The sequence below is a fragment of the Streptomyces sp. NRRL S-31 genome, from assembly GCF_000718775.1.
Taxonomy (GTDB): Bacteria; Actinomycetota; Actinomycetes; order Streptomycetales; family Streptomycetaceae; genus Streptomyces.
Window position 1 is genome coordinate 42,998 of record NZ_JOCB01000040.1, and the last position, 20,859, is coordinate 63,856.

A 20,859-nucleotide genomic window follows, 5' to 3' on the forward strand; every position below is an offset into this window, starting at 1 on the left:
ACTCAGGTATTCCGGGACGCGAGAAGGCGGAAGGGCAGCCGCGCATGCAAGGCACGGTCGACGGATTCAGTTACGGGGCCGTCACCCCGTTGGTGGCCTATGTGATGGCCTGCCTCGGCGGCGCCCTCGGCCTGCGCTGCACCACACGGTCCCTGCTGGTCACGCACTCCCGGCGCCCCGCCTGGCTGGCCCTCGGGTCGGCGGCGATCGGCTCCGGCATATGGACCATGCACTTCGTCGCCATGATGGGCTTCACCATCGTGGAGACGCCGATCCACTACGACGCGCCGATGACCTACGCGAGCCTGGGGCTCGCCATCGTCATGGTCGGTGTCGGGGTCTTCATCGTCGGCTACCGGGGCGCCACCGGCACCCCGCTCTTCACCGGCGGCACGATCACCGGTCTGGGGGTCGCGTCGATGCACTACCTCGGCATGGCGGGCATGCGTTTCCACGGGCAGTTCACCTACGACACGCCCACCGTCGCCGCCTCCGTCGTCATTGCGGTGGTAGCCGCCACCACGGCCCTGTGGGCCGCCGGACAGGTGCGCGGCTTCCTGTGGAGCGTCGGGGCGAGCCTCGTCATGGGGCTCGCCGTCAGTGGCATGCACTACACCGGCATGGCCGCCCTCGGCGTCCACCTCGACAGCTCCGCCCCGACCCCCGGAACCGCACCCGAGGTGTCCTCGCTGGCGCCGATGCTGATCGGCCCGCTCGCCTTCCTGCTCCTGGCGGGCGTCGTCGTGGTCTTCGATCCGCTGATGGTGGTGGGCGGGCCCGACTGGCGGCCCGTCGAGCACAAAGCGGGTGTTCCGGCCGCCGCCGTCACCCCCCACGGGGACCGCCGCCCCACCCTCCACCAGGGGCGCCGACCGATCGGCCGACCCGAGCACCAGCCTTCCCGCACCCCGCAGAACCACTGATCGCAGCCCGTTGTCAGTGCGGGGTCGTACGGTTGATGACATGCGGCCCGTTTCCCACATCGAACGCACGGTGGCGCCCTTCGAGGTCGTCAGCCCCTACCAGCCCAGCGGTGACCAGCCGACGGCCATCGCCGACCTCGCCAAGCGCGTCCAGGCCGGCGAGAAGGACGTCGTCCTCCTGGGCGCGACCGGCACCGGCAAGTCCGCCACCACGGCGTGGATGATCGAGCAGCTCCAGCGCCCCACCCTCGTGATGGCGCCGAACAAGACGCTCGCCGCCCAGCTGGCGAACGAGTTCCGCGAGCTGCTCCCGAACAACGCGGTCGAGTACTTCGTCTCGTACTACGACTACTACCAGCCCGAGGCCTACGTCCCCCAGTCGGACACCTACATCGAGAAGGACTCCTCGATCAACGAGGAGGTCGAGCGGCTGCGCCACTCGGCCACCAACTCGCTGCTCACCCGCCGCGACGTCATCGTGGTCGCCTCGGTGTCCTGCATCTACGGCCTCGGTACGCCGCAGGAGTACGTGGACCGCATGGTCCCGCTCAAGGTCGGCGACGAGATCGACCGGGACGAGCTGTTGCGCCGTTTCGTCGACATCCAGTACACGCGCAACGACATGGCGTTCACCCGCGGCACCTTCCGGGTCCGCGGCGACACCATCGAGATCTTCCCGGTCTACGAGGAGCTGGCCGTCCGCATCGAGATGTTCGGCGACGAGATCGAGGCGCTGTCCACGCTCCACCCGCTCACCGGCGAGATCGTCAGCGACGACCAGCAGCTCTACGTCTTCCCCGCCTCTCACTACGTCGCCGGCCCCGAGCGCATGGAGCGGGCCGTCAACGACATCGAGAAGGAGCTCGGGGAGCGCCTGGCCGAGCTGGAGAAGCAGGGCAAGCTCCTGGAGGCCCAGCGCCTGCGGATGCGCACCACGTACGACATCGAGATGCTCCGCCAGATCGGTACCTGCTCCGGTGTGGAGAACTACTCGATGCACTTCGACGGCCGTCTGCCGGGCTCCCCGCCCAACACCCTGCTGGACTACTTCCCGGACGACTTCCTGCTCGTCATCGACGAGTCGCACGTCACCGTCCCGCAGATCGGCGCGATGTACGAGGGCGACGCCTCCCGCAAGCGCACCCTCGTGGACCACGGCTTCCGGCTGCCCTCCGCCCTGGACAACCGCCCCCTGAAGTGGGAGGAGTTCCAGGAGCGCATCGGACAGACCGTCTACCTGTCGGCCACCCCCGGCGCCTACGAACTGTCGCGCTCGGACGGTGTCGTGGAGCAGATCATCCGACCGACCGGCCTGGTCGACCCGGAGGTCGTGGTCAAGCCCACCGAGGGCCAGATCGACGACCTGGTGCACGAGATCCGCAAGCGCACCGAGAAGGACGAACGGGTCCTCGTCACCACGCTCACCAAGAAGATGGCCGAGGACCTCACCGACTACTTCCTGGAACTCGGCATCCAGGTGCGCTATCTGCACAGCGACGTCGACACCCTGCGCCGCATCGAGCTGCTGCGGGAACTGCGCGCCGGTGAGTACGACGTCCTGGTCGGCATCAACCTCCTTCGTGAGGGCCTCGACCTGCCCGAGGTGTCGCTCGTGGCGATCCTGGACGCCGACAAGGAGGGCTTCCTGCGTTCGGGCACCTCGCTGATCCAGACCATCGGCCGCGCGGCGCGCAACGTCTCCGGTCAGGTCCACATGTACGCCGACAAGATCACCCCGGCGATGGAGAAGGCCATCGAGGAGACCAACCGCCGCCGGGAGAAGCAGATCGCCTACAACAAGGCCAACGGCATCGACCCGCAGCCGCTGCGCAAGAAGATCAACGACATCGTCGCGCAGATCGCCCGCGAGGAGGTCGACACCGAACAGCTCCTCGGCTCCGGTTACCGCAAGACGAAGGACGGCAAGGGCGCGAAGGCCCCGGTTCCGTCGCTCGGCGACAAGGCGGCCAAGGGCGCGAAGGCCGGCAAGGCCGCCAAGGGCAAGGCGGTGCCCACCGACCGTCCGGCCGCCGCACTGGCCGAACAGATCGAGGAGATGACCGAGCGCATGCGTGCCGCCGCCGCGGAGTTGCAGTTCGAGATCGCCGCCCGGCTGCGCGACGAGGTCTCCGAGATGAAGAAGGAATTGCGCCAGATGCGGGAGGCCGGCCTCGCCTGAGCCTTCGCCCCGCCGCCGACCTCGGCATATGCGCCAAGTGTTGCAACACCGACACAAAGCGCGGACCGGGGTCGGCTCTCCCGGCGGCCCTGCGTAGGGTCGTGGACAACCGCGCCGTGCGCTGCTGTGACGGGCCCGGGGCGGCAACAGGGGACCGTCGAGAGGGGATCAGCCGTGTCCGTCAACTTGTCCAAGGGTCAGGCCATCAGCCTGGAGAAGAAGGACGGGGCCACCCTGACCGCGGTCCGCATGGGGCTCGGCTGGCAGGCGGCGAAGCGGCGAGGCCTGTTCGGCTCCCGCACCCGCGAGATCGACCTGGACGCCTCGGCGGTCCTCTTCGCCGGTGCGGAGCCCGAGGACGTCGTCTTCTTCCGCCATTTGGTGAGCGACGACGGTTCCGTGCGCCACACCGGTGACAACCTTGTAGGCGGTGTCGGCCAGGGTGGCGACGACGAGGCGATCCTGGTGGACCTCCAGCGGGTCCCGGCCCACATCGACCAGATCGTCTTCACGGTGAACTCCTTCACCGGGCAGACGTTCCAGGAGGTGGAGAACGCGTTCTGCCGCCTCCTGGATGAGGCCACGGGTCAGGAACTCGCCCGCTACACCCTGGCCGGCGGCGGCGAGTACACCGCCCAGATCATGGCCAAGGTGCACCGGGCCGGCTCCGGCTGGACGATGACCGCCATCGGCGCCCCGGCCAACGGCCGCACCTTCCAGGACCTGATGCCGGCGATCCTGCCCCACCTCTGACACCGAAGGTCCGGGTCCCGGCCGGATCCCCGGTCGACAGCACGCATCCGCGCCGCACTGGCCCGGAAGCCGGACAAAGGGCCGGTAAAGCGCCTTTGACCTGGCGCTTTGGAAAATTCTTTACCAATCGCTTTACCTTTCCTTGGTGATTGGGGTACCGTTTTGAGTACGGAGGGGAGTACTCCTGGCTGCGGCGCACCCGTCAATACGGACCGGTTCCGGTCCCGGGGCGCCGGCCCGTTACGGGCGGAAGAGACCTCCGGCAGCGACAACGCTGATGTGTTCGCCGTCACGTAATGCCGGAGGTGCAGTGGAAGTCTCCCTGGCCCTGTGGGCCTTCACCATCGTGGGTCTGGCCGCCCTGATCGCGGTCGACTTCGTCATCGGCCGCAAGCCGCATGAGGTGTCGATCAAGGAAGCGGGTATCTGGACGGCCGTCTGGATCGCCCTGGCCGCTCTCTTCGGCCTCGGCCTGCTCGTCTTCGGCGGTGGACAGCCGGCCGGGGAATTCTTCGCGGGCTTCATCACCGAGAAGTCACTCAGCGTCGACAATCTCTTCGTCTTCGTGCTGATCATGGCGAAGTTCGCGGTGCCCGCCCAGTATCAGCAGCGTGTCCTGCTCGTCGGCGTGCTCATAGCTCTGGTCCTGCGGGCCGTCTTCATCGCCGCCGGGGCCGCGATCCTCGCCAGCTTCGCCTGGGTGTTCTACCTCTTCGGCGCCTTCCTGATCTGGACCGCCTGGAAGCTCATCCAGGAGGCCCGCGCGGACCAGGAGGACGAGGAGTTCGAGGAGAACAAGCTCCTGAAGGCCGCCGAGCGCAAGTTCGGTGTGGCCGACCGGTACCACGGCACCAAGCTGTGGATCCAGCAGAACGGCAAGCGCGTCATGACCCCGATGCTGGTCGTGATGCTCGCCATCGGAACCACGGACGTGCTGTTCGCCCTGGACTCCATACCCGCGATCTTCGGCCTGACCCAGGACCCGTACATCGTCTTCACCGCCAACGCCTTCGCCCTGATGGGTCTGCGCCAGCTGTACTTCCTCATCGGCGGGCTGCTCAGGAAGCTGGTGCACCTCTCGTACGGGCTGTCGGTCATCCTCGGCTTCATCGGCGTCAAGCTGGTGCTGCACGCCCTGCACGAGTCCGGTGTCCACGTCCCCGAGATCAGCATCCCCGTCTCGCTCGGCGTGATCTGCGGGGTCCTCGCCGTCACCACGGTCACCAGCCTGCTCGCCAACCGCAAGCAGGCGGCCACCGAGGCGGCGCACGCCGGCGGTCAGGACGCCCGCAAGGACAGCGTCGACGTCTGACGGCGTCGTCCGGCAAGCCCCCGATTCCCCCAGTCACTTCTCGGCGGTGCCTGCCACGGAGACGGGGCCCGGCCCACCGGCGCCGGGCCCCGCACCGGAAAGGATGAGAGGTATCCGAAAAGAACGGAATGCGAACCCTGTACGTCTCTGCGAACATCGCCGCATGATCACTCGGCTCCGGTCGCTCACCCATCAATGGACGATCCTCGTGCCGGTGCTCGCGGTCGTCCTGCTGGTTCTCACCTGGGGCCGGGGCCTGCCCGGCGCCGTCGTCGGCCTGATGACCCTCGTCCTCGCCGGCGCCGTCCTGGCGGCGGTGCACCACGCCGAGGTGGTCGCCCACCGCGTCGGCGAGCCCTTCGGCTCACTGGTCCTCGCCATCGCCGTCACGATCATCGAGGTGGCTCTGATCGTCACCCTCATGGCCGACGGCGGCGACAAGAGTTCCACCCTGGCCAGGGACACCGTCTTCGCCGCCGTGATGATCACCTGCAACGGCATCGTCGGACTCTGCCTGCTCGTCGCCTCCCTGCGGCACGGCACGGCGGTCTTCAACCCCGAGGGGACCGGCGCGGCACTGGCGACCGTGGCGACACTGGCCACGCTCAGCCTGGTGCTGCCGACCTTCACCACCAGCAAGCCCGGTCCCGAGTTCTCCGCCCTCCAACTGACCTTCGCCGCGCTGTCCTCACTGATCCTGTACGGACTGTTCGTGACCACCCAGACCGTGCGGCACCGTGACTACTTCCTGCCCATCACCCGGCAGGGCGCGGTCATCACGGCCGACGAGCACGCCACACCCCCGCCCGCGCGCACCGCCTGGATCAGCCTCGGCCTGCTCGGACTGGCCCTGGTCGGCGTGGTCGGCCTGGCCAAGGGCGTGTCGCCCACGATCGAGTCGGGCGTGGCGGCGGCGGGCCTGCATCATGCCGTCGTCGGTGTGATCATCGCCTTGCTCGTCCTGCTGCCCGAGACGATCGCCGCACTGCGCTCCGCCCGCCGCGACCGCGTGCAGACCAGCCTCAACCTCGCGCTCGGCTCCGCTATGGCCAGCATCGGCCTGACCATCCCGGCCGTGGCCCTCGCCTCCGTCTGGCTGCCCGGGCCCCTCGTCCTCGGGCTCGGCCCGACCCACATGCTGCTGCTCGCACTCACCGTGGTGGTCAGCTCCCTGACCGTGGTGCCAGGCCGGGCCACACCTCTGCAAGGCGGTGTCCACCTGGTGCTGTTCGCGGCCTACCTGGAACTGGCCATCAACCCGTAGCAGGAGGCGGCCGGCGACCGGTCAGCCCGTGGCCGGCTCGGGCGCCGGAGCCGGGACCGGCCGCGTCTCGGGCAGCAGTGCGAAACAGACCAGGCTCACCAGCGCGATGACGGTCAGATAGACCCCCACGCCCCACGGCACCCGACCGCTCCGCTCCGCCAGTGTTGTGGCCACGATCGGAGTGAGAGCACCACCGAGGACCCCGCCCAGGTTGTAGCCCACGGTGGCGCCCGTGCAGCGCACCCGCGCCTCGAACAGTTCCGGCAGGTAGGCGGAGATCACCGCGAACATGGTGACGAAGGCGAGCAGCGCGCCCAGGATGGCCAGGAACATCAGCAGGGGCTCGCCGGTCGACAGCAGCGCGACCATCGGCAGCATCCACAGGACGCAGGCCGCGCACCCCGTCAGGCACATCGGCCGGCGCCCGTACCGGTCGCCGAGCAGCGCCACGAGGGGGATGAGCGCGCCCTTCACGACCACCGCGCCCATGACGCACGTCAGCATGACCGTACGGCTCACGCCGAGCCGTTCCGTCGCGTACGACAGCGACCAGGTCGTCACCGCGTAGAACACCGCGTAGCCCACCGCCAGCGCCCCCGCCGTCAGCAGCACCAGCCGTCCGTGGTGCCGTACGACCTCCAGGAGCGGCACGCGCGCGTGGTCGTCGATCTCCAGGAACCGGGGGCTCTCCGTGAGGGACGAGCGTAGCCACAGACCGGCCAGCGCCAGCGCGCCGGCCGCCCAGAACGGCACCCGCCAGCCCCAGCGAGCGAACTCCGCGTCGGACAGCGCCACCGAGAGCGCGAGCATCACCCCGTTGGCCAGGACGAAGCCGAGCGCCGGCCCCACCTGCGGGAAGCTCGACCAGAGGGCGCGTCGTCCCGGGGGAGCGTGCTCGGCGGTCAGCAGGACCGCCCCACCCCACTCACCGCCGAGCCCCAGCCCCTGGAGGAAGCGCAGGACGAGCAGCAGCACGGGCGCGGCCACCCCGATGGTCCCGTAGGTCGGCACACAGCCGACCGCGACCGTCGAGGCACCGGTGAGCAGCAGCGAGGCGACGAGCACCGGACGCCGTCCGCGCCGGTCCCCGAGGTGCCCGAAGAGCACCGAGCCCAGCGGCCGGGCCACGAACCCCACCCCGAAGGTCCCGAACGCCGCCAGGGTCCCCGCGACCGCCGAGAACGTTGGGAAGAACAGCGGCCCCAGCACCAGAGCCGCAGCGGTCCCGTAGACGAAGAAGTCGTAGAACTCGATCGCTGTCCCGGCGAGCGAGGCGGCGGCGAGCCGCGGCATGGACGGAGTGCTTACTGCGTGTAGATCGCGCATGTCGCGTCAACTACCCACCGTGATCAGGGGTTACGGGGGCGTACAGAGGTGACCGAGGGACTGGAGTGCGCGCCCTGGCGACCGGCGCGCACGGCCCGCTGCCGGTCCCGGCCGGCGTGATAGACCGGAGGCGAGCGGCGGTCCCAGCCGCACCGCCCCGAACGACCGGAGGAACCGTGCCCCGCACCCTGGCCAACGCCTCGATCATGATCCTCAACGGGCCCAACCTGAACCTGCTCGGCCAGCGCCAGCCCGAGATCTACGGCAAGGACACGCTGGCCGACGTCGAGGCGCTGTGCGCCAGGGCGGCGGCCGCGCACGGCGGCACGGTGGACTTCCGGCAGTCCAACCACGAGGGCGAACTGGTCGACTGGATCCACGAGGCGCGGCTCGGCCACTGCGGCATCGTCATCAACCCCGGCGCCTACTCGCACACGTCGGTCGCCATCCTGGACGCGCTCAACACCTGCGACGGCATGCCCGTGCTGGAGGTGCACATCTCCAACATCCACCAGCGCGAGTCGTTCCGGCACCACTCGTACGTGTCGCTGCGCGCGGACGGCGTCATCGCCGGCTGCGGAGTGCAGGGGTACGTGTTCGGCGTGGAACGGGTCGCGGCGCTCCTCGGGGCGGCGCGGGCCGACTCGTAGCCCCGCGCGCGGGACTACAGCCGGCCCGCCTCCACGATCCGTCGGAGGAACCGCCGGGTGCGCTCCTGCCGCGGATCGCCGAAGACCTGCTCGGCGGTGCCGCGCTCCAGCACGACCCCGCCGTCCAGGAAGCACACCTGGTCGGCGACGTCCCGCGCGAAGCCCATCTCGTGCGTCGCCAGCACCATGGTCATGCCCTCGTCCTTCAGACCACGGACCACCTCCAACACCTCGCCCACCAGTTCGGGGTCGAGCGCGGCCGTGATCTCGTCCAGCAGCAACAGCCGGGGCCGCACCGCGACGGCCCGCACGATCGCCGCACGCTGTTGCTGACCGCCGCTGAGCCGGTCCGGATAGGCGTCCGCCTTGTCGGCCAGACCGAGGCGCTCCAGCAGCTCCCGGGCCCGTTCCTCGGCCTCCGCGCGGGACACGCCGTGCACCCGGCGCGGCGCCAGGGTGATGTTGTCGAGCACGGTCATGTGCGGGAAGAGGTTGTACGCCTGGAAGACGACACCGATCCGGCGCCGCACCGCGTCCTGGTCCACCCGCGGGTCGGTGATCTCCTCGCCGTCCAGCCAGATCGCGCCGTCGTCGATCTCCTCCAGCAGGTTGGCGCAGCGCAGCAGCGTCGACTTGCCCGAGCCGGACGCGCCGATCAGCGCGGTCACCGTGTGCGGTGCCACCTCCAGACCGACATCCCGCAGGACCACCGAGCCGCCGAACGTCTTGCGTACGGACTCCATCCGCAGCACCGGAGCGTCGCTCATATCGTTCCTCCCTGGGCCCGCCGCCGGTCCATCCTGGCCGTGACCCAGTCGGTGAAGCGGGTCATCGGGATGGTCAGCGCGACGAACACCAGCCCCGCCACGATGTACGGCGTGTAGTTCAGACTGCGGCCCACGATGATGTCGGCCGCGCGTACGGCGTCCACCGCACCCCCGATGGAGACCAGACCGGTGTCCTTCTGCAACGACACCAGGTCGTTGAGCAGCGGCGGCACCTGGCGGCGCACCGCCTGCGGCAGGACGACGTAGCGCAGGGCCTGCCGGTTGGTGAGGCCCAGCGAGCGCGCCGCCGCGCGCTGCGAGGGATGGATGGAGTCGATGCCGGCCCGGAACACCTCCGCCACGTACGCCGAGTACGTCAGCGTCAGCGCCGTACCGCCGAGCAGGACCGGATCGACCGTCACACCCTGGAGCCGCAGCGCCGGCACGCCCAGGACGACGATCATCAGGTTGATGATCAGCGGCAGACCGCGGAAGAAGTCGGTGTACGCCGCCGCCAGCACCCGGAGCGGGAAGAAGACCGGGCCGCGCAGGGTCCGTGCGACGGCGATCAGCATGCCGAGGACCAGGACGGCGGTACCGCAGATCAGCAACAGGCGGACGTTGAGCCACAGCCCTTCGAGGACCTTCGGGAACGCCTCACGCGCGTAGTGGGCACTGAAGAAGGTCTCCTTGGTGCGCGACCAGCCTGGGGCGTTGACCACGACCAGGTAGAGGACGGCGGCCATGACGAGGGTCGACAGGGCCGCGATCGCCGTGGCGCGACGGGCACGCGCGCGTCGGTGGCGCTCGCGGGCCAGGCGCCGCTCGGAGGGCACGTAACCGTCGCCGGAGCCGTCGCCACCGGTCATGTCACCCTCGTCGTCCGTCCCCTCCCGGACCGACTCGCCCTTTGTGAACGTCACTTGAACACCGGGGCGTCGACGGCGTCCGAGAGCCACTGCTTCTCGATGCCCGCCAGCGTGCCGTCCTCGCGCAGGGCGTCGACGGCGGCCGTCACACACGGGGTCAGCGCGCTGCCCTTGTCCAGCACCAGTCCGAACTGCTCGGGTGCGCCGCCCTGGTGCTCGAACTGGCCGACGATCTTCGCGTTCGTGACCTCGGCCGCGGTGATGTAGAACGCGGTCGGCAGGTCGGTGACGACGGCGTCCACCTGGCCGTTCTTCAGCGCCGACTTGACCTGGTCGTTCTTGCCGTAGACGGCGGCCTGCCGCGTCGGCTTCACCACGTCGGTGATGTAGGCGAGGCTGGTGGTGCCCACCTGGGCGCCCAGCTTGAGCTTCCTCAGGTCCGCGATGCTCGCCGCCTGGGCGGCCTTGCTGCCCTTCAGCGCGATGACGGCCTGGCGCACGTCGTAGTAACCGGAGGAGAAGTCCACGGCCTTGCGGCGCTCCGCGCTGATCGACACCTGGTTGATGTCGAAGTCGAAGGTCTTCTCCCCGGGTGCGAACGCCTTGTTGAACGGCACGCTCTGCCAGACGACCGCGTCCTTGCCGTACCCCAGCCGCTTCGCCACGGCGTAGGCGACCGCCGATTCGAAGCCCTTGCCGTTGGCGGGCTTGTCGTCCTTGAACCAGGGCTCGTACGCCGGTTCGTCCGTCGCGATCGTCAACTTCCCGGAGGTCTTCGTGGCGAGCTCGCCCGCGGCGCAGTGCTTCGCGGCCGAGCCGGAGGGGGCGGCCGACGCCTTCTCCTCGGGCTGCGGCGCACAGCCGACAGCGGTGGCGAGCAGGGCTATGGTGGCGGCGACGACCGCGCTGCGCAGGGCGTGAGGGGCAGGGTGCATGGCGGGAGAGTGGCAGCGAAACCCGCGTTTGTCCACGTCACCGAGGTAGCTGTCCGCATGGTGGGAACGGGTGTTGCGGCCGTGTGAACGCGGTGACGCGCGTCCCCCACACGCCTGACCGGTGCTTGGGCCGCCGGCCGAGGGCGGGGTTGGAGACCGGCGGCCCCTACCGCTCAGGAGCCGTCATCCTGCGCGGGGCTGCTACCAGTTGACTGCACGGAACCGTTCTCCGGGAGTGCGCACGGGGGCCCGGTGCGTGCGAAGCATTCACACGGGGCGCGCGCGGAGGTGGCGCGCGCCCGGCACATGCGCGAGGGCTCGGCGCAGGGACGCGGTCGTACGCGGGGCGTGCGTACGGCCCGTGCGCCGGAGCGTGGGGCGGACACCCGCGACGCCAGGCGCTCGCCACGGGGACGCGGGCTTCTTCTACCGTGCCCTCGCCGCTTCTACCGTGCCCCCACCGCGGGCAACGGAAGCCGTGCTCCAGCCGTACTGGCGCGCCAGCGCACGGACACGCCCCGGGCAGCCGGGCGTCCGCCTCCGGTCACCACCCGCGCGCGTGCCACTCCGGCAGGTGCGGCCGCTCCGCGCCCAGCGTCGTGTCGTTGCCGTGTCCCGGGTAGACCCACGTCTCGTCCGGCAGCACGTCGAAGATCTTCGTCTCCACGTCGTGGATCAGGCTGGCGAACGCCTTCGGATCCTTGCGCGTGTTGCCGACCCCGCCGGGGAAGAGGCAGTCGCCGGTGAAGACGTGCGGATGGCCGTGCGGGTCGTCGTAGACCAGTGCGATCGAACCGGGTGTGTGCCCGACCAGATGGCGCGCGGTGAGCTCCACCCGGCCCACCCTGATGACATCGCCGTCGTCGACGGGGACGTCGGTGGCCACGGGGATGCCGGCGGCGTCGTCGCGACCGGCGTACGTACGCGCGCGCGTGGCCGCGACCACCTCACCGAGCGCCTGCCAGTGATCGCCGTGCTGGTGCGTGGTGACGACGGACGCGATGCCGTCGTCGCCGATCATGGCGAGCAGCGTCCCCGCCTCGTTGGCGGCGTCGATCAGGAGCTGCTCGTCGGTGGCCCGGCAGCGCAGCAGATAGGCGTTGTTGTCCATCGGGCCGACCGCGATCTTGGTGATCATCAGGTCTTTCAGCTCGTGCACATCCGCCGGTCCGCCGACCTTGACCTCGCCTGAGTACGTCATGTCGGCAGCCTATAGCGGGGGAAGCCCCGATGGGTGGCCGCCCGGGCGGGCTCCCGGACGGCCGTCGTCCTACAGCGGGGGCAGCTGTGGCAGGGCCCCGCCCCGGACCTCCAGCGCCGCGCCGTCGCGGCGCCCGGCGAGCCAGCCCACCAGGTCCGCCGGCCGGCCGGTGACCGTGATGGCGGGCGGATCGGTCCGGCGTCCGGTGGCCCACGCGTGCGTGCCATCCGTGAGACGGGTCGCCGGGACGTCGGGGTGTCCGGAGAACCGGTCCGCCAGGAAGCCGGTCTCCCGCTCCAGGAACTCCGCCGCGAGATCCTCCAGCTCGTACCCGGCCCCGAGGTCCACGTGGTGCAGCTCCACCTCCACCCACCGGCGGAACGGCACCCGCGACGCGGAGTCGGTGACCCCGTTGCGCAGCTCCACCGTGCGCGTCCAGTCCGCGGGCGCCTCCCCGGCCGCCTGGAACCGGGCCGCGCTCTCCCGGATGTCGGCTGCCTGGACCTCGACGGGCCGAGGCGCGTCCCGCTCGATGTCGGCGTCCCGCGCCTCGGCGTCGGTGTACATGGGGCGTCCCTGGAGGACGTTCACCAGTGCGTCCGCGTTCCGGGCGAGATGGGCGAGGACGTGCCCGCGGCTCCAGCCGGGGAGCCGCGACGGCTCGGCGAGCGAGGCGTCGTCCATTTCGGCGACCGCGCTGAGCAGCTGGTCGGTCGCTTCACGTACACGGGCCAGGTCATGAGCGTGATCCATCATGGCGCCGACCCTAGCCCCGCCACTCCTTCGGGTGAAGGTGGTGAAGCTCGCCCGCAAATCGAATGCACGTCCTATATCTTCGATGGCGGCGTCGGGCATGCTGGAAGGCCGGGGGTTGTTATGCAACCGGGCAATCCGACCGGCGTTGTCAGTGGCTCCCCCTAGTCTGAAGAAGCACGGGGGCCCCGCCCCTGTCACTTCTCTCAAGAAAGGTGCGGACCGGCGTGGCCGACCGTCTCATCGTCCGTGGCGCGCGCGAGCACAACCTGAAGAATGTCTCGCTCGACCTGCCTCGTGACTCGCTCATCGTCTTCACGGGCCTGTCCGGGTCGGGCAAGTCCTCCCTGGCCTTCGACACGATCTTCGCTGAGGGCCAGCGCCGTTACGTGGAGTCGCTCTCCTCGTACGCACGGCAGTTCCTCGGCCAGATGGACAAGCCTGACGTCGACTTCATCGAGGGCCTCTCCCCGGCGGTCTCCATCGACCAGAAGTCGACCTCGCGCAACCCGCGCTCGACGGTCGGCACGATCACCGAGGTCTACGACTACCTTCGACTGCTCTTCGCGCGCATCGGCAAGCCGCACTGCCCCGAGTGCGGCCGCCCGATCTCGCGCCAGTCGCCGCAGGCCATCGTGGACAAGGTCCTGGAGCTGCCGGAGGGCAGCCGGTTCCAGGTGCTGTCCCCGCTGGTGCGCGAGCGCAAGGGCGAGTTCGTCGACCTCTTCGCCGACCTCCAGACCAAGGGCTACTCCCGCGCGCGGGTGGACGGCCAGACCGTCCAGCTGTCCGAGCCGCCGACCCTGAAGAAGCAGGAGAAGCACACCATCGAGGTGGTCGTGGACCGCCTCACGGTGAAGGACTCCGCCAAGCGCCGCCTCACCGACTCGGTGGAGACCGCCCTCGGCCTGTCCGGCGGCATGGTCGTGCTCGACTTCGTGGACCTCCCCGAGGACGATCCCGAGCGCGAGCGCATGTACTCGGAGCACCTGTACTGCCCGTACGACGACCTGTCCTTCGAGGAGTTGGAGCCCCGCTCCTTCTCCTTCAACTCGCCCTTCGGCGCCTGCCCCGAGTGCACCGGCATCGGCACGCGCATGGAGGTCGACCCGGAGCTGATCGTCCCCGACCCGGACAAGTCCCTGGACGAGGGCGCCATCCACCCCTGGTCGCACGGGCACACCAAGGACTACTTCGGCCGCCTGATCGGCGCTCTCGCGGACGCCCTGGGCTTCCGCATGGACATCCCGTTCGCGGGCCTGCCACAGCGTGCCAGGAAGGCCCTGCTCTACGGCCACAAGACCCAGATCGAGGTGCGCTACCGCAACCGGTACGGCCGGGAGCGCGTCTACACCACCCCCTTCGAGGGCGCGGTGCCCTTCGTCAAGCGCCGGCACAGCGAGGCCGAGAGCGACGCCAGCCGTGAGCGCTTCGAGGGCTACATGCGCGAGGTGCCCTGTCCCTCCTGCAAGGGCACGCGACTGAAGCCGATCGTCCTCGCGGTCACGATCATGGAGAAGTCGATCGCCGAGGTCTCCGCGATGTCGATCAGCGACTGCGCGGAGTTCCTGGGCGAGCTGAGGCTGAACGACCGTGACAAGAAGATCGCCGAGCGGGTCCTGAAGGAGGTCAACGAGCGGCTGCGCTTCCTGGTCGACGTCGGCCTGGACTACCTCTCGCTGAACCGCGCGGCCGGCACCCTGTCCGGCGGTGAGGCCCAGCGCATCCGGCTAGCCACCCAGATCGGCTCCGGCCTCGTCGGCGTCCTGTACGTCCTGGACGAGCCGTCCATCGGTCTGCACCAGCGGGACAACCACCGGCTGATCGAGACCCTGGTCCGCCTGCGCGACATGGGCAACACGCTCATCGTCGTGGAGCACGACGAGGACACGATCAAGGTCGCCGACTGGATCGTGGACATCGGCCCGGGCGCCGGAGAGCACGGCGGCAAGGTCGTGCACAGCGGCTCCGTGAAGGAACTGCTCGCCAACACCGAGTCGCAGACCGGCGCGTACCTCTCGGGGCGCAAGTCGATCCCGCTCCCGGACGTCCGGCGTCCGCGGGATCTGTCCCGGCAGCTCACCGTGCACGGCGCCCGCGAGAACAACCTCCAGGACATCGATGTGTCCTTCCCGCTGGGCGTGTTCACGGCCGTCACCGGTGTCTCCGGCTCCGGCAAGTCGACCCTGGTCAACGACATCCTGTACACGCACCTGGCCCGTGAGCTGAACGGCGCCCGGACCGTCCCCGGACGCCACACGCGCGTCGACGGCGACGACCTGGTCGACAAGGTCGTGCACGTCGACCAGTCACCGATCGGCCGCACTCCTCGGTCGAACCCGGCGACGTACACCGGTGTCTTCGACCACATCCGCAAGCTGTTCGCCGAGACCACCGAGGCGAAGGTCCGGGGCTACCAGCCCGGCCGCTTCTCCTTCAACGTCAAGGGCGGCCGCTGCGAGAACTGCGCGGGCGACGGCACGATCAAGATCGAGATGAACTTCCTCCCGGACGTCTACGTCCCGTGCGAGGTCTGCCACGGAGCCCGGTACAACCGGGAAACCCTGGAGGTCCACTACAAGGGCAAGTCCATCGCCGAGGTGCTCAACATGCCGATCGAGGAGGCGATGCACTTCTTCGAGGCGGTCCCGGCGATCTCCCGCCACCTGAGGACGCTGAACGACGTCGGTCTCGGCTACGTCCGCCTCGGCCAGTCCGCCACCACCCTGTCCGGCGGTGAGGCGCAGCGCGTCAAGCTCGCCAGCGAGCTACAGAAGCGCTCCACCGGACGCACGGTCTACGTCCTGGACGAGCCGACCACGGGTCTGCACTTCGAGGACATCAGCAAGCTGCTGAAGGTCCTCGGCGGACTGGTCGACAAGGGCAACACGGTCATCGTCATCGAGCACAACCTCGACGTGATCAAGACCGCCGACTGGCTCGTGGACATGGGCCCCGAGGGCGGCGCCGGCGGTGGCCTGGTGGTCGCCGAGGGCACGCCGGAAGAGGTCGCCGGGGTGCCGGCGAGCCACACGGGCAAGTTCCTGAGGGAGATCCTCGGAGCCGACCGCATCAGCGACGCCGAACCGGTCAAGGCACCGCGGGCCACGGCCACCCGGAAGACGGCCGCTGCCAAGTCATCGACGAAGAAGACGGTGACGGCCCGGGCCGACAGCACCGCGACCAAGAAGGCCGCCGCGACCACGAAGAAGGCGACGCCCGCGAAGAAGACCACGCGGTCCCGCACCGCCTGAGACCCCGGCCACCCGTGAAGGGCGGTGTCCCACCGCGGTGGGGACACCGTGGCCAGGACACCTCCCCCTCACCCTGACATCGCATCAGAAATCCGGCGCCCCGTGGGAACTCCCCACGGGGCGCCGTTCGTTCCACCATCAGCCAGCCCGGCCCGGCGGTCCGACAGGCCCCGTACACCGCAGGTCCGGCCGCACCTTGTCAACAGCACAGGGAGAACAACCGCTCACAGCCCGCTCAGGGCGCCCAGCTCCGCCGCGTAGGGCGGCTCGGCCCCTGCGCGTGAGCAGGTGACCGCAGCCGCTCGTGCCGCGAAGCGCAGCAGCCGTGTCCAGCCCTCCGTCCCGAGGGCGGCGAGCGCTTCCGGGGACAGCGCGTCCCGGGCGGCCAGCCCGTGCAACAAGGCCGCGTTCACCGTGTCACCGGCGCCGATGGTGTCCACGACATCGACCGCCTCGCCCGGCACGGAAAGCTCACCACCGTCCCGGGTGAACACGGTCAGGCCGTCGCCACCCCGGGTGACCACCACGGCCGCCGGCCCCGCGGCCAGCCACTCCCGCGGGGTGCCGCCGAGCCACGCCGCGTCCTCCGCGGACAGTTTCAACAGCGTGACCGAGGGCAGCCAGCTCCGGAAACGCTCCCGGTAGGCGTCCTCGTCCGGGATCAGTCCCGCCCGGATATTGGGGTCGAGAGCCGTGAAAAGCCCCTGTCCGGCAGCGGCGCGCATCAGTTCCTCGTAGGCGCTCGCCCCCGGTTCCAGGACGAGCGAGCAGGTACCGAAGGACACCGCGCGGGTACCGGCGGGGAGCGCGGCGGGAGCGGTGAACAGACGGTCGGCGGTGCCCTCGACATAGAAGGAATAGGCGGCCGACCCGCCGGCGTCGATCGTGGCCAGGGCGAGAGTCGTCGGTTCCGGTCCCCGCTGCACGCCGGACACGTCGACCCCGGCCCGCCGCAGCCCGTCGAGCAGGGCCTCGCCGAAGGCGTCGTTCGAGGCCCGCGAGCAGAACGCGGTGGGGGAGCCGAGCCTGCCGAGGGCCACGGCGGTGTTGTACGGGCCGCCGCCGAGCGCCGGCTTCAGGCCCGCGAGGGCACCGGTGCCCTGCGGGACCAGGTCGATCAATGCCTCACCGGCGACGACGATCACGAAGCGGTTCCCTTCTCGGGCAGCGTGGTTGATGCGGTGGGCCGGGTGGCTCCGGCGCGGCCCTGTCCGTCCGGGCAGCCGCAGGACGTGCGGTGCACGAACGCGCACGGCAGCCGGACCGTCCGGGCGGGTCGGCCCGGCTCGGCCAGCCTGTCCAGGAGCACCCGGACGGCCATGGCGCCCAGTTCCCGGCTGGGCTGGGCGATGGCGGTCAGCCGGGGCGAGAACAGGTCGGCCCAGGCGAAGTCGTCGAAGCAGCACAGGGCGATGTCGTCCGGCACGCACCGGTCGTGCCGGCGCAGGGCGCGCAGGGCGCCGATGGTCATCGCGTTGTTGGCGGTGACGAGTGCCGTGGGCGGATCGGGCAGGCCGAGCAGGGTGGCCGTGGCCCGCTCGGCGCCGGCCGACTCGGAGTTGCCGGACACGAGGAGACGCTCGTCGTGGTCCAGACCGGCCGCGGCGAGGCCCTCCCGGTAGCCGGCGACGCGCTCACCGGTGGTGCTGAGACCGGGCAGGCCGGCGATCATGCCGATCCGGCGGTGCCCCAGCCCGGCGAGGTGGGTGACGAGCAGCGCGGTCGGCGCGGTGCTCTCGGCACAGACCTGGTCGAAGCACGGCGCGTCCGGGGGCGGGGCAGCGGCGGTGCCCGCGTCGTCCGGGGCGGCGTCCCGTGTCCCGTGGACGTCGACGCGCCGGTCCAGGAAGACCGTCGGCACCGAGTGGCGGCGCAGATAGCCGACCAACTCGCGCGGCTCCGCGGACGGAGCGACGATCATGCCGTCCACCCGGCGCTCGTGGAGGAGCTGTACGACCTTGCGTTCGTGCCCGGGATCGTCGTGCGGATCGGCGATGAGCAGGCTGTAGCCCGCGTCCAGCGCGGCGGCCTCGACGCCTTGCAGGATCTCCGTGAAGTACGGATTGCTGATGGCGGACACCGCCAGGCCGATGGAGCGGGTCCGCGATGTCACCAGGGAGCGGGCCAGGGTGTTGGGGGTGTATCCGAGGGCGTCGACGGCGTCGAGTACGGCCTGGCGGGTGTGGGGGAGCACCGGACGGGTGCCGTTGAGGACGTGGGAGACGGTGGCCACGGACACACCGGCAGTCCGGGCGACATCCGCCATGGTGGCCATGGTGCTCCCTCCCTCTGGTCCGACCAGCCGACAGGCCGAGGAAAACTGATCAGCCGGTGAAGCCGATCAGCCGGTGAAGCCGCTCGGCCGACCGGCCGTCCTCAGCCACCTTTCGGCCGGGACGCTATCCCATCACCCCGCACCACGTAAACGCTTACGCAAGCGCTTACGTCCGTATTACCGTCTTCGCCCCGTCCCTGTCCCGTCCCCCTTCTCGCCCTCCGTTCCGCACACCCGTCCGGAAAGGTCCCCATGGCGCGGTGCACCGCCCGCCCCGCCCCGCCGTGATGCCGTTCCCTCTGTCCCGGTATCGTCGCTCCGCACACCTCTTGACCACTGGAGTTCCAGATGCCCGCCCGCCCCTCAGCGAGCCGCCGTACCGTCCTCCGTGGGGCCGCCGTGGTCCCGGTCGCCGGACTCGGCCTGGCCGCATGCTCGGCCCCCGGCGGCAGTGGCGTGGCGGCCGCTCCGACCGCGCCCGTCGACCTCGGCAAGGAGAGCGAGGTCGCGAAGGGCGAGGCGAAGCTCTACCGGGATCACAATGTGGTGGTCAGCCGTGACCAGGACGGCGCTCTGAAGGCGTACAGCACGATCTGCACGCACGCGGGGTGTCCGATCAACAAGCTCCAGGGGACGACTCTGATCTGCCCCTGCCACGGCAGCCAGTTCGACGCCGTGACGGGCAAGGTGGTGCAGAGCCCGGCCACCGAGCCCCTGGTCGAGCTGTCGGTGAAGACCGCGGACGGCAGGATCGTCGCCGGTCCGGCGGACTGACCCGAGAGGCGCCCGGGCCCGGGCCCCAGGCGCGGAACCCAGGGCCCGGGCTCCAGACACGGAACGCGGGCCCGTCACCCGGATCCGCTGGGCGGGGCGGGCGGCGGGGGACCGTTCACTCCCAGTCCCAGCCGATCCCCACGATGCCCGGCCTGGTCCGCGGCTCCACCAGATGCGCGCTGTGGTGGGGGCCTGCCACGGCCAGCTCCTGCCGACCGTTGCGCGGGGCCGCCGTCGACTGCTGGGAGAAGCGGTGGCAGCGCACCGGCAGCGCGGCCGGGTCGAAGCGCACCTGGAGCGCGTACTGGCCGCCGGGAAAGCCGAACCGGTGCAGATAGTCGCGGGACGTCCCGGCCGTGCCGTCCTCCACGCGGTACCGGAAGAGGAAGGTGTCGCCGGAGTGCAGCCGGGTGCCGAAGAGCAGCTCGGCCACCAGCACGCCGGTGTCCTGGTCCCAGCACAGGCGCCCGGTCCGGCAGTTCTCCAGGGCGTGCACGGTGACCCGGCGAGGATCACAGCCGGGGTCGCCGTGGTGGACGGCGACGAAGCGGTCCACACCGTCGCGATGGGCGCGCACGATGTGGTGGGCCTCGAGGCTCGCCAGCTCGCGCCGGGAACCGATCCGGATGCATTCGTGGTGCCCCAGGGCGTGCAGTCCGCCGTCCAGGGACCAGCCGAGGCCGGCGGTGAGCCGGTCCAGGACGTCCGAGGCATCGGACAGGGAGCGGTAGGAGCGGCCCGCCGGATGGCCGGCCGCCGCACGCTCGCCGGACTCGGCGAGCAGCCGGATCAGGGACTCGTCCGGCAGCCGGAGGATCTCCTCCAGTGCCCGTACGGCGCGTAGCGACTCCGGGCGCTGCGGGCGGCGGGCACCCTGCTGCCAGTAGCTCAGGCTGGTGACGCCCACCTTGACCCCGTGGCGCGAGAGGTGGTGCTGCACCCGCTGGAGCGGCAGCCCGCGCGCGGCGATCGCGGCGCGCAGCGCCACGTGGAAGGGGCCGCCTTGCAGCGCCGTGACCAGTTCCGCGGTGGGGACGTCCGCGTGTTCTGTGGCATGCCGCATGCCGAGGGGCCTTTCTGTGAGGTGTCACTCCGGCCGGTCAGACCGCCTGCGCGGGTGTGCGGGGCCACCTTCGTCGGTGCCGCGGACGCCCGTGCGGGGCATGCCGCGCCCCGCACGCGTGTGGTGCACGGCCCCGATTCCCGTGCATTGAAGCGTGTTGACCAGAACCCGACAACACCTTGGGTCGGCCCGTCGTGGGCGACTGGCCGGACCTCGCCGTCGCACGGACGGCGAGCGGCCCGGTGCGCGGGCGACCCGAGTGGACCGGTGCGGGCCGCCATGGGGCTTGACCGGGAGGTGCCCGCGGCCTCGGCCCGGACAGGGAAGCGGGACAGCCGACCTGGACGGCACCCCGGAGCGGCAGCGGACGGTGTGTCCCCGGCACGGCCGGAACCGGGCCGTCGTGCGCGCCGTATCCCCGATGGCTGTCCGGGCGGAAGGCGTGCGGGGCCCCGACGACCGCTCCGGCGGAGGGCGTGCCACGGGGCCCGCGCGGGGCAGGCGGTGGCAGTGGGCCGACAGGGAAGTGAGGGCAGACAGTGAGGAGGGGCGGGTGGGGGC

Annotated in this window: 17 protein-coding genes; 8 read left to right on the plus strand and 9 right to left on the minus strand. The window is 70.5% G+C overall.

Annotated features, from left to right (window positions below):
- Nucleotides 1-44 precede the first annotated feature (44 nt).
- The 5 genes from IF37_RS0117660 (at nucleotide 45) to IF37_RS0117680 (ending at nucleotide 6,431) form a co-directional block, all read left to right on the plus strand.
- Nucleotides 45-923 carry an MHYT domain-containing protein gene (locus IF37_RS0117660; protein WP_030743208.1) on the plus strand — a complete coding sequence of 293 codons (879 nt, stop codon included), beginning with the start codon at nucleotides 45-47 and terminating at the stop codon, nucleotides 921-923.
- Between the two features lie 40 nt (nucleotides 924-963).
- Nucleotides 964-3,102 (plus strand): excinuclease ABC subunit UvrB, encoded by a 2,139-nt coding sequence (gene uvrB / locus IF37_RS0117665; protein WP_030743210.1) that lies wholly within the window; start codon nucleotides 964-966, stop codon nucleotides 3,100-3,102.
- Between the two features lie 174 nt (nucleotides 3,103-3,276).
- A complete protein-coding gene (locus tag IF37_RS0117670) occupies nucleotides 3,277-3,855 on the plus strand; it encodes a TerD family protein (protein WP_030743213.1) in 579 nt (192 codons plus the stop codon).
- Nucleotides 3,856-4,165: 310 nt separating this feature from the next.
- On the plus strand, nucleotides 4,166-5,167 hold the full coding sequence (locus IF37_RS0117675; protein ID WP_030743215.1) for a TerC family protein: 1,002 nt from the start codon (nucleotides 4,166-4,168) through the stop codon (nucleotides 5,165-5,167).
- 163 nt (nucleotides 5,168-5,330) lie between these two features.
- Nucleotides 5,331-6,431 (plus strand): calcium:proton antiporter, encoded by a 1,101-nt coding sequence (locus IF37_RS0117680; RefSeq protein ID WP_030743216.1) that lies wholly within the window; start codon nucleotides 5,331-5,333, stop codon nucleotides 6,429-6,431.
- A 21-nt stretch (nucleotides 6,432-6,452) separates the two neighbouring features.
- Here the strand turns inward: IF37_RS0117680 and IF37_RS0117685 are convergent, their stop codons facing one another.
- Nucleotides 6,453-7,724 carry an MFS transporter gene (locus tag IF37_RS0117685; RefSeq protein WP_030743218.1) on the minus strand — a complete coding sequence of 424 codons (1,272 nt, stop codon included), beginning with the start codon at nucleotides 7,722-7,724 and terminating at the stop codon, nucleotides 6,453-6,455.
- A gap of 209 nt (nucleotides 7,725-7,933) precedes the next feature.
- On the opposite strand from IF37_RS0117685, the gene aroQ reads away from it, so the two are divergent.
- Entirely contained in the window at nucleotides 7,934-8,407 is a 474-nt protein-coding gene (gene aroQ, locus IF37_RS0117690; RefSeq protein WP_030743223.1) for a type II 3-dehydroquinate dehydratase, read from the plus strand.
- Nucleotides 8,408-8,421: 14 nt separating this feature from the next.
- Here the strand turns inward: aroQ and IF37_RS0117695 are convergent, their stop codons facing one another.
- From IF37_RS0117695 to IF37_RS0117715, 5 genes are all read right to left on the minus strand, one after another.
- Nucleotides 8,422-9,174, minus strand: a complete 753-nt coding sequence (locus tag IF37_RS0117695; RefSeq protein WP_030743225.1) for an amino acid ABC transporter ATP-binding protein — start codon at nucleotides 9,172-9,174, stop codon at nucleotides 8,422-8,424.
- Nucleotides 9,171-10,097: an amino acid ABC transporter permease gene (locus tag IF37_RS0117700; RefSeq protein ID WP_030743226.1), complete on the minus strand. Its 927-nt coding sequence runs from the start codon at nucleotides 10,095-10,097 to the stop codon at nucleotides 9,171-9,173. The genes IF37_RS0117695 and IF37_RS0117700 overlap by 4 nt, the downstream gene beginning before the upstream one ends.
- Nucleotides 10,094-10,978, minus strand: a complete 885-nt coding sequence (locus IF37_RS0117705) for an ABC transporter substrate-binding protein (protein ID WP_030743228.1) — start codon at nucleotides 10,976-10,978, stop codon at nucleotides 10,094-10,096. Before IF37_RS0117705 ends, IF37_RS0117700 begins: the two co-directional genes overlap by 4 nt.
- 544 nt (nucleotides 10,979-11,522) lie before the next feature.
- Nucleotides 11,523-12,179 (minus strand): MBL fold metallo-hydrolase, encoded by a 657-nt coding sequence (locus IF37_RS0117710; RefSeq protein WP_030743230.1) that lies wholly within the window; start codon nucleotides 12,177-12,179, stop codon nucleotides 11,523-11,525.
- Between the two features lie 69 nt (nucleotides 12,180-12,248).
- Entirely contained in the window at nucleotides 12,249-12,935 is a 687-nt protein-coding gene (locus IF37_RS0117715; RefSeq protein ID WP_030743232.1) for a maleylpyruvate isomerase family mycothiol-dependent enzyme, read from the minus strand.
- Between the two features lie 224 nt (nucleotides 12,936-13,159).
- Between IF37_RS0117715 and uvrA the strand changes: the two genes are divergently transcribed.
- A complete protein-coding gene (uvrA, locus tag IF37_RS0117720) occupies nucleotides 13,160-16,186 on the plus strand; it encodes an excinuclease ABC subunit UvrA (RefSeq protein WP_030743234.1) in 3,027 nt (1,008 codons plus the stop codon).
- A gap of 224 nt (nucleotides 16,187-16,410) precedes the next feature.
- On the opposite strand, the gene IF37_RS0117725 is transcribed toward uvrA, so the two are convergent.
- Nucleotides 16,411-17,331, minus strand: coding sequence for a carbohydrate kinase (locus IF37_RS0117725; RefSeq protein ID WP_030743235.1), 921 nt, complete (start codon nucleotides 17,329-17,331; stop codon nucleotides 16,411-16,413).
- Complete coding sequence (locus IF37_RS0117730) at nucleotides 17,328-18,461, minus strand: LacI family DNA-binding transcriptional regulator (protein WP_030743241.1); 1,134 nt, start codon at nucleotides 18,459-18,461, stop codon at nucleotides 17,328-17,330. The genes IF37_RS0117725 and IF37_RS0117730 overlap by 4 nt, the downstream gene beginning before the upstream one ends.
- Before the next feature lie 348 nt (nucleotides 18,462-18,809).
- Here IF37_RS0117730 and IF37_RS0117735 point away from each other — a divergent pair, with 348 nt between their 5' ends.
- A complete protein-coding gene (locus IF37_RS0117735) occupies nucleotides 18,810-19,235 on the plus strand; it encodes a ubiquinol-cytochrome c reductase iron-sulfur subunit (RefSeq protein WP_030743243.1) in 426 nt (141 codons plus the stop codon).
- Nucleotides 19,236-19,350: 115 nt separating this feature from the next.
- On the opposite strand, the gene IF37_RS0117740 is transcribed toward IF37_RS0117735, so the two are convergent.
- Nucleotides 19,351-20,298, minus strand: a complete 948-nt coding sequence (locus IF37_RS0117740) for a hypothetical protein (protein WP_030743246.1) — start codon at nucleotides 20,296-20,298, stop codon at nucleotides 19,351-19,353.
- Nucleotides 20,299-20,859: the final 561 nt, after the last annotated feature.